17 protein-coding genes are annotated in these 17,167 nt (G+C 69.1%); 12 read left to right on the top strand and 5 right to left on the bottom strand.

The window, feature by feature from the left end:
- Positions 1-131: 131 nt before the first annotated feature.
- Complete coding sequence (locus ACFYRU_RS35745; protein ID WP_387667349.1) at positions 132-1,103, top strand: FKBP-type peptidyl-prolyl cis-trans isomerase; 972 nt, start codon at positions 132-134, stop codon at positions 1,101-1,103.
- Positions 1,104-1,154: 51 nt separating this feature from the next.
- On the opposite strand, the gene ACFYRU_RS35740 is transcribed toward ACFYRU_RS35745, so the two are convergent.
- Entirely contained in the window at positions 1,155-1,634 is a 480-nt protein-coding gene (locus ACFYRU_RS35740; RefSeq protein WP_387667347.1) for a hypothetical protein, read from the bottom strand.
- Positions 1,635-1,710: 76 nt separating this feature from the next.
- Positions 1,711-2,793, bottom strand: coding sequence for a DUF3866 family protein (locus ACFYRU_RS35735; RefSeq protein WP_387667344.1), 1,083 nt, complete (start codon positions 2,791-2,793; stop codon positions 1,711-1,713).
- 87 nt (positions 2,794-2,880) lie between these two features.
- Here ACFYRU_RS35735 and ACFYRU_RS35730 point away from each other — a divergent pair, with 87 nt between their 5' ends.
- Positions 2,881-3,834, top strand: a complete 954-nt coding sequence (locus ACFYRU_RS35730) for a helix-turn-helix transcriptional regulator (RefSeq protein ID WP_387667341.1) — start codon at positions 2,881-2,883, stop codon at positions 3,832-3,834.
- Positions 3,831-4,802: a helix-turn-helix transcriptional regulator gene (locus tag ACFYRU_RS35725; protein WP_387667338.1), complete on the top strand. Its 972-nt coding sequence runs from the start codon at positions 3,831-3,833 to the stop codon at positions 4,800-4,802. The genes ACFYRU_RS35730 and ACFYRU_RS35725 overlap by 4 nt, the downstream gene beginning before the upstream one ends.
- Here ACFYRU_RS35725 and ACFYRU_RS35720 read toward each other — a convergent pair.
- Positions 4,799-5,989, bottom strand: coding sequence for a winged helix DNA-binding domain-containing protein (locus ACFYRU_RS35720; protein ID WP_387667335.1), 1,191 nt, complete (start codon positions 5,987-5,989; stop codon positions 4,799-4,801). The genes ACFYRU_RS35725 and ACFYRU_RS35720 overlap by 4 nt on opposite strands.
- 130 nt (positions 5,990-6,119) lie before the next feature.
- Between ACFYRU_RS35720 and ACFYRU_RS35715 the strand changes: the two genes are divergently transcribed.
- The 5 genes from ACFYRU_RS35715 (at position 6,120) to ACFYRU_RS35695 (ending at position 9,365) form a co-directional block, all read left to right on the top strand.
- Positions 6,120-6,311, top strand: coding sequence for a hypothetical protein (locus tag ACFYRU_RS35715; protein ID WP_387667333.1), 192 nt, complete (start codon positions 6,120-6,122; stop codon positions 6,309-6,311).
- Between the two features lie 56 nt (positions 6,312-6,367).
- On the top strand, positions 6,368-6,658 hold the full coding sequence (locus tag ACFYRU_RS35710; protein WP_387667331.1) for a twin-arginine translocase TatA/TatE family subunit: 291 nt from the start codon (positions 6,368-6,370) through the stop codon (positions 6,656-6,658).
- An 85-nt stretch (positions 6,659-6,743) separates the two neighbouring features.
- Positions 6,744-7,499 (top strand): twin-arginine translocase subunit TatC, encoded by a 756-nt coding sequence (gene tatC / locus ACFYRU_RS35705; RefSeq protein ID WP_387667328.1) that lies wholly within the window; start codon positions 6,744-6,746, stop codon positions 7,497-7,499.
- Positions 7,500-7,548: 49 nt separating this feature from the next.
- Positions 7,549-8,421: a diacylglycerol/lipid kinase family protein gene (locus ACFYRU_RS35700; RefSeq protein ID WP_387667326.1), complete on the top strand. Its 873-nt coding sequence runs from the start codon at positions 7,549-7,551 to the stop codon at positions 8,419-8,421.
- A 110-nt stretch (positions 8,422-8,531) separates the two neighbouring features.
- Entirely contained in the window at positions 8,532-9,365 is an 834-nt protein-coding gene (locus tag ACFYRU_RS35695; protein ID WP_387667323.1) for a chitosanase, read from the top strand.
- A 141-nt stretch (positions 9,366-9,506) separates the two neighbouring features.
- On the opposite strand, the gene ACFYRU_RS35690 is transcribed toward ACFYRU_RS35695, so the two are convergent.
- Entirely contained in the window at positions 9,507-9,977 is a 471-nt protein-coding gene (locus ACFYRU_RS35690) for a MarR family winged helix-turn-helix transcriptional regulator (protein WP_387667320.1), read from the bottom strand.
- A gap of 70 nt (positions 9,978-10,047) precedes the next feature.
- Between ACFYRU_RS35690 and ACFYRU_RS35685 the strand changes: the two genes are divergently transcribed.
- From ACFYRU_RS35685 to ACFYRU_RS35670, 4 genes are all read left to right on the top strand, one after another.
- Positions 10,048-10,938 carry an alpha/beta hydrolase gene (locus ACFYRU_RS35685; RefSeq protein ID WP_387667318.1) on the top strand — a complete coding sequence of 297 codons (891 nt, stop codon included), beginning with the start codon at positions 10,048-10,050 and terminating at the stop codon, positions 10,936-10,938.
- A 91-nt stretch (positions 10,939-11,029) separates the two neighbouring features.
- Entirely contained in the window at positions 11,030-13,837 is a 2,808-nt protein-coding gene (locus ACFYRU_RS35680; protein ID WP_387667315.1) for a DEAD/DEAH box helicase, read from the top strand.
- Positions 13,838-14,064: 227 nt separating this feature from the next.
- Complete coding sequence (locus tag ACFYRU_RS35675) at positions 14,065-14,967, top strand: aminoglycoside phosphotransferase family protein (RefSeq protein ID WP_387667313.1); 903 nt, start codon at positions 14,065-14,067, stop codon at positions 14,965-14,967.
- Positions 14,968-15,014: 47 nt separating this feature from the next.
- A complete protein-coding gene (locus ACFYRU_RS35670) occupies positions 15,015-16,301 on the top strand; it encodes a serine hydrolase domain-containing protein (RefSeq protein WP_387667310.1) in 1,287 nt (428 codons plus the stop codon).
- Here ACFYRU_RS35670 and ACFYRU_RS35665 read toward each other — a convergent pair.
- A complete protein-coding gene (locus ACFYRU_RS35665; protein ID WP_387667307.1) occupies positions 16,294-17,136 on the bottom strand; it encodes an NAD(P)H-binding protein in 843 nt (280 codons plus the stop codon). The genes ACFYRU_RS35670 and ACFYRU_RS35665 overlap by 8 nt on opposite strands.
- Between the last annotated feature and the right edge of the window lie 31 nt (positions 17,137-17,167).

Raw genomic sequence — 17,167 nt, 5'->3', positions numbered from 1 at the left:
GTGCGTGGTGTGACGTAAAGGTGACTCGGGCGGCTGCATGTCATTTTGAACCGGGCAGCTAGGGTGGGCCGCGTTGTTGACCGGAGGCTACGGCGCACATCGGCGCCGGGATGGTTCGAGGTGCTGGTTTCGTGCGCAAGTTGTTGAGTCTGGTCGTGGTTGCGGCGCTGGGGTCGTCCCTGGTGGCGTGCGGATCGGACAAGAAGAGCGAGTTCGACGCCGCCGGAGTCAAGGTGACGTCGGACTTCGGGCAGAAGCCGACCATCACGCACCGCGAGGGCGACCCGGAGAAGAGCCTGGTCACGGAGGTCCTCAAGGAGGGCGACGGCCCGGTGGTGAAGAAGGGCGAGCTGCTCACCGCGAACTACCTCGGCCAGATCTGGCGCGACGGCAAGGTCTTCGACAACTCCTACGACCGCGGCGCGCCGTCGTCGTTCCCGATCGGGGTCGGTGGCGTCATCGCCGGCTGGGACGAGGGCCTGGTGGGCAAGAAGATCGGTAGCCGGGTGCTGCTCTCGATCCCGTCCGACAAGGGCTACAAGTCCGACGGCAACTCGCAGGCCGGCATCAAGGGTGACGACACGCTGATCTTCGTCGTCGACCTGGTCGGCGCGGCCGCCAACGACACGCCGCTGGACGCCAAGCCGGTGACCCCGTCGGCGCCGACCAAGATCAGCGTGACGGGCGCCCTGAACGCCGAGCCGAAGGTGACCGTCCCGGCCGGCACGAAGCCGCCGGCCAAGCCCGGTAAGCCGATCGTGTTCGCGCTCGGCAACGGCAAGCCGATCGAGAAGTCCAGCCAGCTGATCGGCCGCTACGTGGTCTACGACTACACCGGCAAGAAGCAGGCCAGCACCTGGGAGGCCCAGCCGGCCACCGCGCAGAGCGCCGCCCAGCCGGCCGCGCCGACCGACCAGCTCCAGGTCGGCCCGGGTCCGAACGGTCAGACCGGCGCGCTGGACGGCCTGGCCGGCATCCCGATCGGCAGCCGCGTCCTGGTCGAGCTCCCGGCCTCGAAGGACCAGGCCGGCAAGACCGTCAACGCGTTCGCGGTGATCGACATCCTGAACGCCTTCCCGGCCCCGAAGCAGACGGGCCAGTAGGACCACTCTCGAAGGACCGGCTCCCGCAAGGCGGGTGCCGGTCCTCTGCGTTCACCGGCGGCGGAACCAGCGGTTCGCATCCGGCTGGAAGCTCAGCACGATCGCCCCGATCACCGCACTGATGTGGACGCACCGGATCGCGGCGAACGCGACGAACGAGGCGGACCAGTGCAGCGTGCCGAAGTCGCCGTTGTGCAGCAGCCAGCCGATCGGGCCGACCAGCAGCGAGCCGATGCCGACCGTGCCGAGCAGCCCGGTGAGCAGCCACCGGGACCAGCGCACGCCCGGCCGGAAGTACCGGTCGATGACGACGAACAGGCCCCCGTACACGATCGCGCGGAAGGCGATCTGGACCATCAGGCCGAGGACCGGGACGCCGTCGGCGATCGCGCCGAGGACGCCGAGGACGGACTCGGCCACACCGGCACCGACCGCGGCGAGCCACAACGTGGTCGCGCCCCGGACGGCGAGCGGCGGCGCGGGCCGGGCCACGTCGTGAATCGTGAGGTTGCGGTGCTTGGTGCTGTTCATACCACCACTGTCGCCGCGAAGCCTGTCCCGATCAGGAGTGCTGCGACCCCACCCCAGGTAGGCCTGGATCCACCGCTCAGCTACGTGCCGGCACGTCCACCAGGCCGGCGGCGTGGCGGCCGGCGGCGGCTGCCGCTTCGAAGTAGGCGCGGTCTTCGTCCAGGCCGCGGCCCATCGTCGACAGCTTCACGGGAGCGGCCAGCATCGCGTCGTACAAGCCGTCGACACCGACGCGTACCACGCGGTGCCGTGCCTTCAGGGGCTCGGCTGCGTCGCGTACTGCGTCGCCGAAGTCCCCAGGCAGGTCTGGTACGACGACATCGGCCGGTTGGAGCGCTACGCGGCCGTACGCGGTCAGACTGTGGTGGGAGATACCGCGGTGGCGTGGCCGTGGGTCTGCCTCGGAGATGCGCAGCGAAGCGACTGCCCGTCCGCCCAGTGTGCCGATGGCGTTGACCGCCTCACCTGACTGCACCCCGGAGAAGCCCCAGCGCGTACCCGTACCCAGGTTGCCCGGTCCCTGCGTGATGACGACCAGCTCTGCAGCGAGGACTTGTACGGCAGTCAGCAGCCCGGTGTGGACCGTGACCGCCTCGCGATCCCCGCCGTACGCCTGACCGACCGTGACTGTGCCGCTGAGCCAGCCGGCGTCCCGTAGCGTCGCGACGCTCCGGGAGAACGCCAACGGCAGCGCACCGCCGTCTGTCATCACGTAGACGACCCGTGTGGTCGGCCGGGCCTCGTAGACACCCGCTAGTACGGCCGGGAGCGCGGAGTGCAGGTCTGCGACGACCACCGGCGTACCGAACAGGTCGTCGGCGTCCCGCAATACGTCGTGATCGGGGGAGTCCTGCTCGTCGGCTCCCATCACCATGGCCTGCAGCGGTGTGTAGCGGGCTTTCACCAGATGCCCGTGCTCCGGCGGGTCCTCCGGCAGCCGGTCCGGTACGGCCACTACCAAGGCGTACCCACCGGTCCCGAGACCGCGGTCCAGCGCGCCTACGTTCAAGAGCACGCGGTCCCCGGCAACCGGCGTACCGACAAGCTCCGGGTACGCCAGAGCACGCACAGACTGTGCTCCGACCGTCACAGTCAGCTCAAGCGCCCCGGCCCAGCTCCGGCCGATCGCCGCGACCACACCGTCCCGCCAACGAATCACGGGGCGACACTACTCGGTCGAACCGGTGTTCGAAGTTTCGGTGTGGAAAGGCGGGTTTTGGACGCCCGGAGGCCGTAAGGTGGTCGGGTGTCGGCGCGCAAGAGTGAGCGACTGCTCAACGTGGTCATCTGCCTCCTGGTCGCGCGCACCTACGTGACCAAGGAGCGGATCCGCGAGGTCGTCGAAGGGTACGCGGGCCAGACCGACGACGCGTTCGAGAAGATGTTCGAGCGCGACAAGGACGAGCTGCGCGACCTCGGCATCCCGATCGAGATGGGCACGATCGACAAGTTCTTCTCCGACGACGTCGGCTACCGGATCCGCCGCGACGTCTTCGAGCTCCCCGAGGTCCATCTCGAGCCGGACGAGGCCGCGGTCCTCGGCGTCGCCGCGCGGGTGTGGCAGCACGCCGGCCTGTCCGAGGCGACCACGTCCGCGGTCCTGAAGCTGAAGGCGGCCGGCATCCAGACCGACCAGTCGGCGCTGAGCGCGATCGAGCCGCACGTCGGCGTGTCCGAGCCGGCGTTCGACCCGCTGTGGGCGGCCGTCGTGGCGCGGCAGGCGGTCCGGTTCCAGCACTTGCGCAGCGGGGCCTCCGAGCCGACCACCCGCACGCTGGAGCCGTGGGGGATCGTGTCGTGGCACGGCCGGTGGTACGTCGTCGGCCGCGACCGCGACCGGCAGGCGACCCGGATGTTCCGGCTGTCGCGGATCCCCGGCGCGGTGAAGACAGTGGGGGAGCCCGGTGCGTTCACCGTGCCGGAGGGGACCGACCTGCGTTCGCTGGTGACCGAACTGGCGCCGCCACGGCCGACGTCCGAGGCGAAGGTCCGCGCGCGGTCCGGGTCCTGCGTGAGCCTGCGCCGCCGCGCGAACGCCATCGAGCCGTACGAGGACGGCTGGGACCTGTTGCACGTCCCGTACGCCGACTCGTCCGTGCTCGCCGAGGAGATCGCGTCGTACGGCACGGACGCGGTCGTCGAAGGACCTGGCGACGTACTCGACGGTGTCCTGTGGCGCCTGCGGACGGTGGCGGGATGAGTTCTGCGCGTGACCAGGTGCAGCGGCTGCTCGCGCTCGTGCCGTACCTGCGGGAGAACGACGGCGCCCGCGTGGACGACGTCGCGAAGGAGTTCGGGGTCCGGCCGAAGCAGATCATCGCGGACCTGAAGGTGCTCTGGTTCTGCGGGCTGCCCGGCGCGCAGATGGGCGACCTGATCGAGATCGACATCGAGTCCGCCGAGGGCGAAGGTGTCATCCACATCAACAACGCGGACTACCTGGCCCGCCCGTTGCGGCTGGCCGCGGACGAGGCGCTCGCGCTGCTGACCGCGCTCCGGACGCTCCGCGAGGTGACCGCCGGCCCGGACCGCGATGCCGTCGACCGTGCGATCGCGAAGCTGGAACGCGCCGCCGGCGAGGCGGCCGCGGCCAGCGAAGGGGCCGCCGCGCACGTCCACGTGGAGCCGGCCGCGCCGGAGATCGCCGAGATCGTGAACCGCGGACTGGCGACCAAGCGCCGGTTGCACCTGACGTACGACGTCCCGTCCCGCGACGAGACGACCGAGCGGGACGTGGACCCGATGCGGCTGGTGGTGTCCGAGGGGCGTACGTACCTCGAGGCCTGGTGCCGGCTGGCCGAGGACGTACGGCTGTTCCGCCTGGACCGGATCGCGGACGTGAAGCTGCTCGACCTGCCGAGCGAGCCGCCGCCGGAGGCGACCCCGCGCGACCTGTCGAACGGTATGTTCCAGCCGTCCGAGCAGGACTTGCTCGCCACGCTCCGGCTGGCCCCGCCCGCCCGCTGGGTCGCGGAGTACTACCCGAACGAGTCCGTCGAGGAAGGCCCCGAGAACTCGCTGATCGTGAAGCTCCGGGTCGCCGACACCAACTGGCTCCAGCGCCTGGTCCTCCGCCTCGGCGGCGCCGCCACGGTCCTCGACCCGCCCGACCTCAGCACCCAGATCGCGGCCACGGCCCGCGACGCGTTGTCGGCGTACGACCTCTAGCCCTGGCTGAGCTGCTTCTCGAGCGGGGAGCGGAAGCGGGGCGTCACGCGGACGCCGGCCAGCCAGGTGGTCCAGCGGTCCGCCTCGGTCTCGACGAGCGCGGTCACGTCGGCGCCGACGTCTTCCAGCAACTCGTACCGGACCTCGCCGGACTCGGGCTGTCCCCAGCCGCCGATGATCCGCCCGTCGGCCCAGATGGTCGGCCCGATGTTTCCTGTGTTGTCGAACAGCTTCGACTTGTGCGGCCCGAGGAACCAGTCGCGTTCCTTCCATCCCATCGGCGTCGGATCGAGCCCCGGCAGGAAGGCCACCCAAGAATCAACAGGGTCCTCTGTGGCTTCGTCCTCGGGCAGCACGTAACCGAGCTGACCGTCCAGCTCGACCTCGGCCGCACGTACGGCCGCCAGTGCCTTACGGGTCTGCCCGAGCGTCCAACCGGCGTACCACTGCAGGTCGGCCGCCGTACCGGGACCAAACGACCACAGCCACGCCCGTGCGAGTGCCGTCCGCGCCTCCTCCGCCGGTGGCTTGTTGCCGAGCCCACCAGGCAACCAGTCCGCTGACGGCGACCACTGGTGCTGGCCGCTCAGCCACGTGCCCAGCGGGCGGCCACGCACGATCCGGCCCTCAGCAGACAGCTGGAACAAGACCCTGCTCGTCACGTACGGCTGAGCCGCGTACGACTTTCCAGCGGCCATGCTCAACCGAGTGCGCAACCGGGGCTCGTCCGCCGACAGCTCCTGCGCAGTAGCTGAGCCCCGCAACGCCAGGGCGGTCGCAGTGGACTCCTCCACCGCAGCCAGCCACTGGCCACACGTCTCCGCGTCCTCAGCAACCCCGGCTTCGGCCAAGTGCTTCACCAGCAACTTCCGCTGCTTCACTGCGATGTCATCGGTACACGCAGCCTGTACGACAGGGGCGAACGGCGTTGGTACGACGAACACCGTACGGCGCATGCCCAGCATCCGGATCAGCGTACGGTCGTCGTACAGCGCACGCTCCGTACTCGCAACCTCACTCCCTGGTACTCGTGCCGCGACGCTCAGGTGCACCGTGGCCGGATCGGTCGCGTGCAGCGCGACCATGGCCGCGGCCGCCTCGACCGGATCCGCCGCCTGGCAACCCACGCCCAGGCGGTGCCGCCGCCCGAGCCGTGCCTGCCGCTCCGCGGTCCCGATCCGCCTCATCCGCACCCCTCAACCCGTTCGAGCGCACCCTGCGCGACACTCGGTTTTACCATCACGTTCCGGCACCGTTGTCCGCGGAGACGCACCGCGGGTCGTGGGCCGCGGACGGATACCGGCTAGGCTCCTGGGTATGTACTGGTTCCTGCTCTTCCTCGCAGTGGTGGTGGTGTGGACACTTGTCCTCGCCCTGCTCGCGCGGAAGCTGTGGCGCCAGGGCAAGGCACTGACGCGTGAGTTGGTCGCCGCCCAGTCCAAGCTGGACGCTGCGCAGTCCGAGACCGGGTCTGGACAGACCCGTGAGCACTCAGCAGCCCCGGCGTAGTATTCGGCCACGAACTCAGGCTCGAGTCCCGAGTTGATGTTGAAAGGGAGATCGACATGGCAGCACCGCTCCTCGGTATGCCCCAAGGCGCAGAGTGGCTCGTCATCCTCGCGATCGTCGTGCTGCTGTTCGGATCGGCGAAGCTGCCGCAGCTGGTGAAGCAGCTCGGCAAGTCGAAGAAGATCTGGGAAGACGAAGTCGGCCCGAAGAAGAAGGACGCGGAGCTGACCGACCAGGCCTCGCAGGCCCCGGCCCAGGTCCAGCAGCCGGTCCAGCAGGCACAGCCGAACCAGGCGAACGGCCAGGCGCCGGGCGACGGCCTGCCGCCGACGCACACGGCGAACTGAACAGAACGCCCCACCTGTGTCGATGGTGAAGTTCGGGCGACGGAAGGCGAAAGAAGACCGCCGCCCGAAGGACCCAGAGGGTCGGATGACCCTGCGCGAGCACATCGTCGAGCTCCGGAACCGGTTGCTCATCAGTGTGCTCGCGATCGTGGTGTGCACGATCGCGGCCTGGTTCGTCTACTACCAGGCGCTGGAGATCCTGAAGCACCCGTTCGAGGTCGCGGTCAAGCCGTTCGCGGAGAACCGTGGCCTGAAGCCGCAGCTCACCTTCCAGGGCGTCGGTGACCCGCTGACGTTCCGGATCAAGGTGTCCGCGATGCTCGGCCTGATCGTGGCCGGCCCGATCTGGCTGTTCCAGCTCTGGGCGTTCATCGCCCCGGGGCTGCACCGCAGCGAGAAGAAGTGGGCGTACCTGTTCGCCGCGATCGCCGCGCCGTTGTTCGCGACCGGTATCGCGCTCGGCTACTGGACGCTGCCCAAGGGCATCAACATCCTGCTGGGCTTCACCCCGGACCAGGTGCAGAACCTGATCGAGCTCGGCAAGTACCTGGACTTCGTGATCCGGACCTTGCTGGTGTTCGGCATCGCGTTCCTGATCCCGCTGGTCGTCGTGCTGCTGAACATGGTCGGGGTGCTGCCGGGTGCCGCGCTGGCCAAGTTCCGGCCGTACATCATCCTGGTGATCTTCGTGTTCGCCGCGGTCGCGACGCCGTCCGGTGACCCGTTCACGATGTGCCTGCTGGCGATCCCGATGTGCGTGCTGTTCTTCGCCTCCGAGGCGATCGCGCGGATCAACGACAGACGCCGCAAGGTCCGCAACGAAGAACTGCTGGCCGACTGATGCCCGCACTGCTGCCGCGCCTTCGGCGCGGGGGGTGGAGGGGCGTCCGGTGAGTCGTCGGATCGCGCTGGTGGTGAATCCCACCAGCGGTAGGGGTCGTGGTGCGCGGATCGCACCTTCGGTACGGGAGCGGCTGGCGGCGGCGGGGCTGACCGTCGACGTCCACACCACCACGTGCGCGGAGGACGTCGGGCGGATCGCCGCCGAGGTGGTGGCCTCCGGTGCGGACGCGGTCGCGCTGATCGGTGGCGACGGCACGATCCACCTCGGCGCGCAGGTACTGGCGAACTCGGGCATGCCGTTCGGCGTCATCCCGGCCGGCACCGGCAACGACTTCGCCCGCGGTATCGGCGTACCGCTGAAGGACCCAGGCGCAGCGGCCGACCTGGTGATCGGCGGGCGGACCCGCGCGATCGACCTCGCGGTGGCGAAGGACAGGTTCATCACCACGGTCGTCGCGGGCGGTTTCGACTCGCTCGTGAACAAGCGCGCGAACGCGATGTCCTGGCCGAAGGGCAGTTCCCGCTACACGGTCGCGACGCTGGCCGAACTCCGTACGTTCACCCCGCTCGAGTACGTCGTGACCGTCGACGGCGAGGCGATCGAGACCAAGGCGATGCTGGTCGCGGTCGGAACCGGCCCGACGTACGGCGGGGGTCTGCAGATCTGTGCCGGCGCCGAGATCGACGACGGGCTGCTCGACGTCACGATCATCGAGCCGGTGTCCCGGATGACCCTGTTGCAACTGTTCCCGAAGCTGTCGAAGGGCACCCACGTCGGTCATCCGGCGGTGCGGGCGCTGCGCGGCAAGTCGGTCCGGATCGAGTCGCCGGGGATCACGGCGTACGCCGACGGAGAGCCTCTCGGGCCGCTGCCGGTGGACATCGGCGTCGCGCCGGGCGCGCTGACCGTGTTCCACTGAGCTTGCACTGAGACGAAATCATGAGGTGCTGAGGTGTTTTCATCCCTGGGCCTGGTCTGATAGGAAAGCTTCCTAACAGATCATTCCTCGGACGCCCCTCGGAGGACCCCATGGAGAACCGCCCCACCCGCCGGACCACGCTGCTGCTCGGCCTGTCCCTCGCAGCAGTCCCGGCCGCCGGGCTCGCCGCCTCCCGCTATGCGCCGCACGCCGACGCAGCGGTGCAGGTCAAGGCGACCGGCCTGGACGATCCCGCGAAGAAGGAGATCGCGATGGAGATCGTCTGCAGCGCCGAGAACTCGTCGCTGGACTGGAAGGCGCAGTACAAGTACATCGAGGACATCGACGACGGCCGCGGGTACACCGCGGGCATCATCGGGTTCTGCTCCGGTACCGGCGACATGCTCGACCTGGTCGAGCTGTACACCGACCGCAAGTCCGGCAACGTCCTGGCGAAGTACCTGCCGGCGCTGCGCAAGGTGAACGGCAGCGACTCGCACCAGGGTCTCGACCCGAACTTCACCAAGGACTGGCGGACCGCGGCGAAGGACTCGGTGTTCCAGCAGTGCCAGAACGACGAGCGCGACCGGGTGTACTTCAACCCGGCCGTCAAGCAGGGCAAGGCCGACGGGATCCGTACCCTCGGGCAGTTCTGCTACTACGACGCGATCGTCATGCACGGACCCGGTACCGACTCGACCAGCTTCGGCGGGATCCGCAAGCGTGCGCTCAGTCACGCGAAGCCGCCGTCGCAGGGCGGCAACGAGACGACGTACCTGAACGCGTTCCTGGACGCCCGCGTCTGGGCGATGAAGCAGGAGGAGGCGCACAGCGACACCAGCCGGGTCGACACCGCGCAGCGGGTCTGGCTGAAGAAGGGCAACCTCGACCTGAACACCCCGCTGGACTGGAAGGTGTACGGCGACCCGTACCACATCGACTAGTCCGCACCCAGGACCGCAGCCGGGCTCTCATCGGACCACCAGGGAAGAGGGCCCGGCTGCGTCATGTCCGGGGGCGGACCTGGGCCACTCACCAAACCGCGCCACGGGCGGTCCGGCGGCCGTGGCTGAGCGTGGATCCGGTCAGCGGTCTGCGGTTGATGAGTGGTGGCGGTCCGTGCGCGGATCGAGCTCGGCGCGCTGCCGGAGCATCGACAGGCTGATGGCCAACTGGTCGACGTCGGCGGGCCGGAGCACCGAGCCGATCCACACCTGCAGCTCCGCCTGCACCGTCGGAGTCGCGGCGTGCAGGATCTCGGTGCCGGCTTGGGTGAGTTCGACGAGGGAGGAGCGGCGGTCGGAGGGGTTCGCCGTCCGCCGGATGCGCCCGGCCGCCTCGAGGCGGTCGACGGCCTTGCTGGTCGCGCCGACGGTGATCGCCATCTCGCGGGCCAGGTCGAAGACCCGCGCCGTCCCGTGTGCGTCGACGAAGCGGAGGAACTCGAACTGGCCGAGCGGCAGGTCGTGCTCGGCCTTCAGGCGGCTGTCGAGGGCGTTGTACAAACGAGTTTCCAGCCGGACCAGGTCCGTGAACAATGCTGTGAGATCAGTCACGGAATTAGATTCCTCGGAATGTAGTTGGAGAGAACTATATTCCTCGGAATCTATCACTGGGAGACGGACGATGAGTGTCGAAGAACGTGAAGCAGCACGCGGGATGATGCAGAAGGGTGTGGTCGGGCGGTCGCCGGAGCAGCAACGGGCCGACTTCGACGAGCTGTTCGCGAGCCTCCCGCTGGGCGACGACGTGACGCTGACCGAGCGGACGCTGGGCGGCGTACCGGCCCTGGACGTCCGCGTCGACGGTGCGGACCGGGCCGGCGTGATCCTCTACCTGCACGGCGGTGGGTATGTGATCGGCTCCGCGCGCACGGGGGCGAACCTGGCCGCGCCGCTCTCGCGCCGCAGCGGGGTCCCGGCGGTGTCGCTCGAGTACCGCCTGGCGCCGGAGCACCCGTTCCCGGCCGGGATCCACGACGCGCTGGCCGCGTACCGCGAACTGGTCGAGGACGGGCAGGCGGTCGTCGTCGCCGGGGATTCGGCCGGTGGCGGTCTGGCGCTGGGGATGCTGCTCGCGGCACGTGCGGAAGGTTTGCCCCAGCCGGCGGGCGCGGTGCTGTTCTCGCCGTGGACGGACGTCGCTCTGACCGGGCCGAGCATCGACGCGCGCGGCGACTACGACCCGCTGTTCAGCCGCCCCAACATGGAGGAGACAGCTGCGCTCTACCTCGGCGGCGCCGACCCGCGGAACGAGCTGGCGAGCCCGGTCCTCGCGGATCTGAAGGGCCTGCCGCCGCTGCTCGTCCAGGTCGGTTCGGCCGAGGTACTGCTCGACGACTCGCTCCGCCTGGTCGCGCGGGCCGCCGAGCAGGAGGTCGACGTCAGCCTCGACGTGGTCGCCGGTGCGCCGCACGTGTTCCAGTACTTCGCCGGCCTCCTGCCCGAGGCCGACGAAGCGCTCGACCACGCGGCAACGTTCATCGCGACCAGAATCGGCGGTGGTGCCGCGAACTGAGGTCGCTCGGCAGCGGGCGAAGTTCGTCCAGCACGTCACCATCTGCTGGTTGGAGGTGGGTTTGTCGGACGTGTCGCATAGATTGGTGTCCATGAGCACCCCGTCCGAGAAATACGCCGTGTTCCGCTCGGACCAGGAGCATCCCGCCGTGAAGGAGTTCCGGGCGCTCTACGACTTCGAGCTGGACGAGTTCCAGTTGCGAGCCTGTGCCGCGCTCGAGGACGGGCACCAGGTGCTGGTCGCGGCGCCCACCGGCTCGGGCAAGACGCTGGTCGGCGAGTTCGCCGTCCACCTCGCGCTGGAGCGCGGGCAGAAGTGCTTCTACACGACGCCGATCAAGGCGCTGAGCAACCAGAAGTACGGCGACCTCGTCAGCCGGTACGGCGCCGACAAGGTCGGACTGCTCACCGGCGACAACTCGATCAACTCCGAGGCCCCGATCGTGGTGATGACCACCGAGGTGCTGCGGAACATGCTGTACGCCGGTTCGAACACCCTGCTCGGCCTGTCGTACGTGGTGATGGACGAGGTGCACTACCTGGCCGACCGGTCCCGTGGCGCGGTCTGGGAAGAGGTGCTGATCCACCTGCCGGACTCGGTGTCGGTGGTTTCGCTGTCGGCGACCGTCAGCAACGCGGAGGAGTTCGGCGACTGGCTGGAGACCGTCCGCGGCAACACGGTCGTCGTTCTGGAGGAGAAGCGGCCGGTGCCGCTGTTCCAGCACGTGATGGTCGGGAAGCGGCTGCACGACCTGTTCGCGGGTGAGGCGCCCACCGCTCGGGTCGGCGCTCCCGCGAAGTCGGGCAATCCCGCGAAGGCCGCCGCGGCGAAGGCCGACGTCCGCGATCTGGTCAACCCCCAGCTCGTCCGGATCGCGCGCGACGACAACCGGATCTTCCGGGACGACTCGAGGAAGCCCCGGCGCCGGCGGGACCTGCCGAAGGGCCGGCCGACCAGGACGCATTTCACGCCGTACCGCTCGGACGTGGTGGAGGAGCTGGACGCCGGGGCGTTGCTGCCGGCGATCTTCTTCATCTTCTCCCGCAAGGGCTGCGAGGACGCGGTCGTGCAGTGCCTGCGGTCCGGGCTGCGGCTGACCAAGCCGTCCGAGCGCGACGAGATCAAGCGTGTCGTCGCCGAGCGGACGGCGGACCTCCCGGACGAGGACCTCGGCGTGCTCGGGTACCACGACTTCGCCGAGGCGCTGTCCCGCGGGATCGCGGCGCACCACGCGGGCATGCTCGCCGCGTTCAAGGAGGTCGTCGAGGAGCTGTTCGCGCGCGGGCTGATCAAGGTCGTGTTCGCCACCGAGACGCTTGCCCTGGGCATCAACATGCCGGCGCGTACCGTCGTACTCGAGAAGCTGTCGAAGTGGAACGGCGAGGCGCACGTCGACATCACGCCGGGCGAGTACACGCAGCTCACCGGGCGGGCCGGGCGGCGCGGCATCGACGTCGAGGGGCACGCGGTCGTGCTCTGGCAGCCCGGGTTCGACCCGCGGGCGGTGGCCGGCCTCGCGTCGACGCGTACGTATCCGCTGCGGTCGTCGTTCTCCCCGTCGTACAACATGGCCGTCAACCTGGTCCGCCAGGTCGGGCGGACGCGGGCGCGGGACATGCTCGAGCTGTCGTTCGCGCAGTTCCAGTCCGACCAGGCCGTGGTCGGGCTGGCGCGGCAGGTGCAGCGCAACACCGAGGCGCTCGAGGGGTACAAGGAGTCGATCGAGTGCCACCTCGGCGACTTCCTCGAGTACGCCGCCCTGCGCCGGCGGATCGGGGACCGCGAGGCGTCCGGGTCGAAGCGGCGCAAGCTCGACCGGCGGGTCGAGGCGCAGGAGTCGATCGAGAAGCTGAAGACCGGCGACATCATCCGGATCCCGGCCGGGCGGAGCGCGGGCTGGGCGCTGGTCCTCGACCCGGGCATGCGGTCCGAACGCGAAGGGCCGCGGCCGACCGTACTGACCCTGGACCGGCAGGTGCGGAAGCTGTCGATGGTCGACTTCCCGTCGCCGGTCGAAGCGATCGGCGTCCTGCGGATCCCGCGCAAGTTCAACCCGCGCAACCCGCAGCAGCGCCGCGAACTCGCGCAGGTACTGCGGACCCGCACCGACCTGCTCGGCGAGGACGGCCCGCCGTCACGGCACCGTGACGTGATCGCGCACGCCGACGACCCGGAGCTGCAGGAGATGCGCGCTGCCCTGCGCGCCCACCCGTGCCACGGCTGCTCAGACCGCGAGGACCACGCCCGCTGGGCGGAACGGTACTTCCGGCTCGACCGCGAGAACCGCGACGTGCAGCGCAAGATCGAGCAGCGGACCAACACGATCGCGCGGCAGTTCGACCGGGTGTGTCAGGTGCTCGACGCGTTGCACTACCTGGACGGTGACAAGACGACCGAGGCGGGGGATCGGCTCGCGCGGATCTACACCGAACTCGACCTCGTCGCGGCTGAATGCCTTAGGCAAGGAGTTTTCGACGATCTCACGGTGCCGGAGCTTGCTGCTTGTCTGGCGGCGCTGGTGTACGAGTCGCGGTCGAAGGACGAGCCGACGTCGCCGCGGTTGCCGCGAGGCGACGTACGGGTCGCGCTGGAGCGGATGGGGTCGATCTGGCGCGACCTGTCCGCCCTCGAACGCGACATGCGCGTCGACTTCCTGCGCTCGATGGACCTGAACTTCTGCTGGCCGGCGTTCCGCTGGGCGTCGGGTGCTTCGCTGGCCGAGGTCCTGTACGAATCCGACCTGGCTGCGGGCGACTTCGTCCGCTGGGTCAAGCAACTGATCGACCTCACCGAACAGATCGCCGACGCCGCCGGCCCCACCCCTCTCCGCGCGACAGCCCGCTCAGTAGTAGACCAAATCCGCCGAGGCGTAATCTCCTACGCCACCGTCGTCGACTAACCCCAGCAAAGGACAGCGCTCCGCGCTGGCTGTTCTTTCGGCCGCCTCCGGCGGCGTGCTACCGCCACTCGCCGGGTGGATCCGTCGGGGATACGGGTTCCGCGTTGCCGGGCCTCTCTAACGGAACAGCGGGCGGGATCGTCGTCGCCGGTTCTCGGCGGTCTCGTCGACGACGTTGGCCACCTAAATCACATGCTGGGGTTGGGGTTTGGTGTGAGACTGCGGGGGTGATCGAGGTGCCGGAGGCTGTGCGGAGTAAGGCTCGGGCTGCTGGTGTGGGGGACTGGCTTGAGCGGTTGCCGGCGGTTGTTGCGGGGCTTGAGGCTGAGTGGTCGGTCACGGTGGGGCGTGCGTACGCGGGTGGGTCGGAGGCCTTTGTTGCCGATGTGACGCGGGCGGACGGGACGGCGGCGGTTCTCAAGGTGTTGATGCCGGGGATGGGGGACGCCGCGGCTAACGAGGCTGCGGTGCTGCGGATTGTTGGGGGAGAGGGGTGTCCGGCGCTCTATCGGTATGACGGTGAGCGGGGCGCCTTGTTGATGGAGCGGTTGGGGCGGCCGATGTTCGAGCTCGGGCTGCCGGTCTCGCGGCGTCTTGAGATGCTCACCGATACCGCTGCGCGCATCTGGCGGCCGGCGCCGGATTCTGGCTTGCCCACTGGGGCCGAGAAGGCTCGGTGGCTGGCCGACTTCATTGCCAGGTTGTGGGAGGAGCTCGATCATCCCTGCTCCGAGGAGGCAGTCGAGTACGCCCTGACCGCGGCGCAGCGCCGGGAGCGGGCGCACCGCGACGAGAAGGCCGTCCTGGTCCACGGGGACGTACACCAACTGAATGCGCTCGAGAGCGACGGCAGCTTCAAGCTGGTCGATCCGGACGGGCTGCTTGCGGAGGCGGAGTACGACCTGGGTGTGCTCATGCGGGGCGACCCGGTCGAGTTGCTCGCCGGCGATCCCCTCGAGCGCGCCCGCCTGTTGGCCGCGCGGACGGGGCTCGACCCGGTGGCTACCTGGGAGTGGGGCGTGGTCGAGCGGATGTCGACCGGTCTGCTCTGCACGCAGATTGGTCTTGAGCCCCTCGGCAGGGACACGCTCCGCGCAGCGGAGGCTGTCGCTGGTTTGCCGCTGCCGTAGAAGTAGACCTCTCGGGTGAAAGACTTTCGGCGTTGTGCCCCCCTGCTGTGAAGGAGAAGACGTTCGTGGAGTTGTCGCGCCGGAATCTCGGGAAGTTGGCTGTTGCCACTGGAGCCACCGCCGCGGTGGGTACCGGGGCCGGTTATCTGATCGGGCGGCCTGCTGATGCTGCCGCTACCTGGAAGACGACCGGTACCGCGGTGCCGGCGTTGGCCGGGTTCGACAATCAGATGAAGGCGTTCATGCAGGCCCGCGGGATCAGCGGCGGGCAGGTCGCGGTGACGTACAAGGGGCGGCTGGTGCTTGCCCGCGGCTACAGTACGTCGACCGCGCTGACCGTACAGCCGACGTCGTTGTTCCGGATCGCGAGCCTGTCGAAGTCGATCACCGCGGCGGCGATCGTGAAGCTGGTGCAGGACGGCAAGGTGAGCCTGTCGACGCCGATCGCGAACATCATCGACATCTTGCCGGCGACCGGGCTGACCCGGGACGCGCGCTGGTCGAAGATCACGCTGTGGAAGGTGCTGCAGCACCTCGGCGGCTGGGACCGGGACATGTCGGGCGACCCGGAGTGGAAGGACGCCACGATCTCCCGGACGCTCGGCGTGCCGATGGAGCTGCGCACGTCGGACGTGATCAAGTACGTCGCCGGGCAGAAGCTCGACTTCGACCCGGGCACGAAGTACGCGTACTCGAACTTCGGGTACACGCTGGCCGGCCGGGTGATCGAGAAGGTCAGCGGGCTCAGCTACGAGAACTACGTGCAGCAGAAGCTGCTTGCGCCGTTGAAGATCAAGCGGATGGCGCTCGGGTACTCGATCGCGAAGCACACCGGCGAGACGTCGTACGAGTCGCAGTACTCCGGTCCGACCGTCCTCGACATGAGCGGGAAGACGGTGCCGGCGCCGTACGGCACGTTCAGCATGCGGATCCAGGACGCGAACGGCGGCTGGATCGCCAGCGCTCCGGACCTGGTCCGCTGGGCGAAGATGTTCGACGCGCCGTCGAGCGTGCTGAACAGTACGTCGCTGAGCCGCGTCTGGGCCAAGCCGTCGATCGGCGTGAACTCCGACGGCTGGTACTACGGCCTCGGCTGGCAGATCCGCCCGGTCACCGGCGGCACCGGCCGCAACACGTGGCACACCGGCAGCATGCCCGGTACCTACACGCTGATGGTCCGTACGTACAACGGCATGAGCTGGGCCGCCTTGTTCAACCGGCGCGACGACGCCAGCGGCAAGTCGTACGGCGACATCGACGCCGCCCTGTGGACCGCGGCGAACGGCGTGAAGACCTGGCCGACCCACGACCTGTTCCCGCAGTACTTCAGTTAGTGGCTCGTCGGACAGCCTCCAGCGACGAGACCGGTGGCCGGCCGAGAAGGTCGGCCAGGTCGGTGGTCGGTGTGCCGGCCGAGCCGGAGCGGAATGCCGCGTAGTAGTCGAGCAGCATTCCGACCGCCTCCGGTGGGAAGCCGGCCGCCTCGGCCTGGGCGCGGAACTGGTCGTCGTCGATCGCCCTGTACTCGACGCCGGCCAGCCCGGCCAGGTCGTTCCAGTCGATCGCGTCGGGGCCGGTCAGTTCGTACGTCCGTGCCGCGATCTCTGTCGTGAGTACGGCATTCGCAGCGGCTGCCGCGAGGTCGTCTGTCGCGGCTGGTGCAACGCGCGCGGTGCCGGCCGGAGCGGACAGCAGTCCGGTGGCTTCGGCCCACTGGACGTCGCGAGCGACCGAGGCCGCCACGCCGTACGTCATTCGCAGCACGGTCGCAGTGGGGAAGGCGTGGCGGGCCAATTCCTCAACGGTGCGGAAGTCCTGGGCATACGGCAATGGGCAGTTGTCGAGGTCCTGCCAGGTTGTGATGACGAGCCGTTCGGCACCTGCCGCTCTGGCTGCCTGGACGGCGGGCTTCAGCTGGTCCACGATCCGGCCGCTGACGGCCGACCCGTAGTTCGTCGCGTTGATCAGGATGGTTTCGGCGCCTTCGTACGCCTTGGCCAGCGTCTCGGGGGCGTCGAAGTCGCCGTGCCGCACGTCGACGCCTTTGGCGGCCAACTCCGCCGCTCGGGCCGGCTCGCGAACGCTCACAGCCAGCTTCGCGGGCCGGTCCAACAGGTACTCGACGACGCGGCGGCCGAAGGCGCCGTTCGCCCCGGTGATCAGGATCATGGTGCTCCCATCGGTTAAAGTGGGGCGCACG

This window comes from Kribbella sp. NPDC004536 (assembly GCF_042873835.1).
Taxonomy (GTDB): Bacteria; Actinomycetota; Actinomycetes; order Propionibacteriales; family Kribbellaceae; genus Kribbella.
Note: the sequence above shows the minus strand (reverse complement) of the source record. Positions and strands in the feature narration are given on the sequence as shown.

Bases quoted from the DNA above. Each gene is read 5' to 3' on its own strand.
- ACFYRU_RS35740 (WP_387667347.1), bottom strand. From the start codon at position 1,634: ATGAACAGCACCAAGCACCGCAACCTCACGATTCACGACGTGGCCCGG.
- ACFYRU_RS35725 (WP_387667338.1), top strand. From the start codon at position 3,831: ATGAGTTCTGCGCGTGACCAGGTGCAGCGGCTGCTCGCGCTCGTGCCG.
- ACFYRU_RS35720 (WP_387667335.1), bottom strand. From the start codon at position 5,989: ATGAGGCGGATCGGGACCGCGGAGCGGCAGGCACGGCTCGGGCGGCGG.
- ACFYRU_RS35715 (WP_387667333.1), top strand. From the start codon at position 6,120: ATGTACTGGTTCCTGCTCTTCCTCGCAGTGGTGGTGGTGTGGACACTT.
- ACFYRU_RS35710 (WP_387667331.1), top strand. From the start codon at position 6,368: ATGGCAGCACCGCTCCTCGGTATGCCCCAAGGCGCAGAGTGGCTCGTC.
- tatC (WP_387667328.1), top strand. From the start codon at position 6,744: ATGACCCTGCGCGAGCACATCGTCGAGCTCCGGAACCGGTTGCTCATC.
- ACFYRU_RS35695 (WP_387667323.1), top strand. From the start codon at position 8,532: ATGGAGAACCGCCCCACCCGCCGGACCACGCTGCTGCTCGGCCTGTCC.
- ACFYRU_RS35685 (WP_387667318.1), top strand. From the start codon at position 10,048: ATGAGTGTCGAAGAACGTGAAGCAGCACGCGGGATGATGCAGAAGGGT.
- ACFYRU_RS35680 (WP_387667315.1), top strand. From the start codon at position 11,030: ATGAGCACCCCGTCCGAGAAATACGCCGTGTTCCGCTCGGACCAGGAG.
- ACFYRU_RS35665 (WP_387667307.1), bottom strand. From the start codon at position 17,136: ATGATCCTGATCACCGGGGCGAACGGCGCCTTCGGCCGCCGCGTCGTC.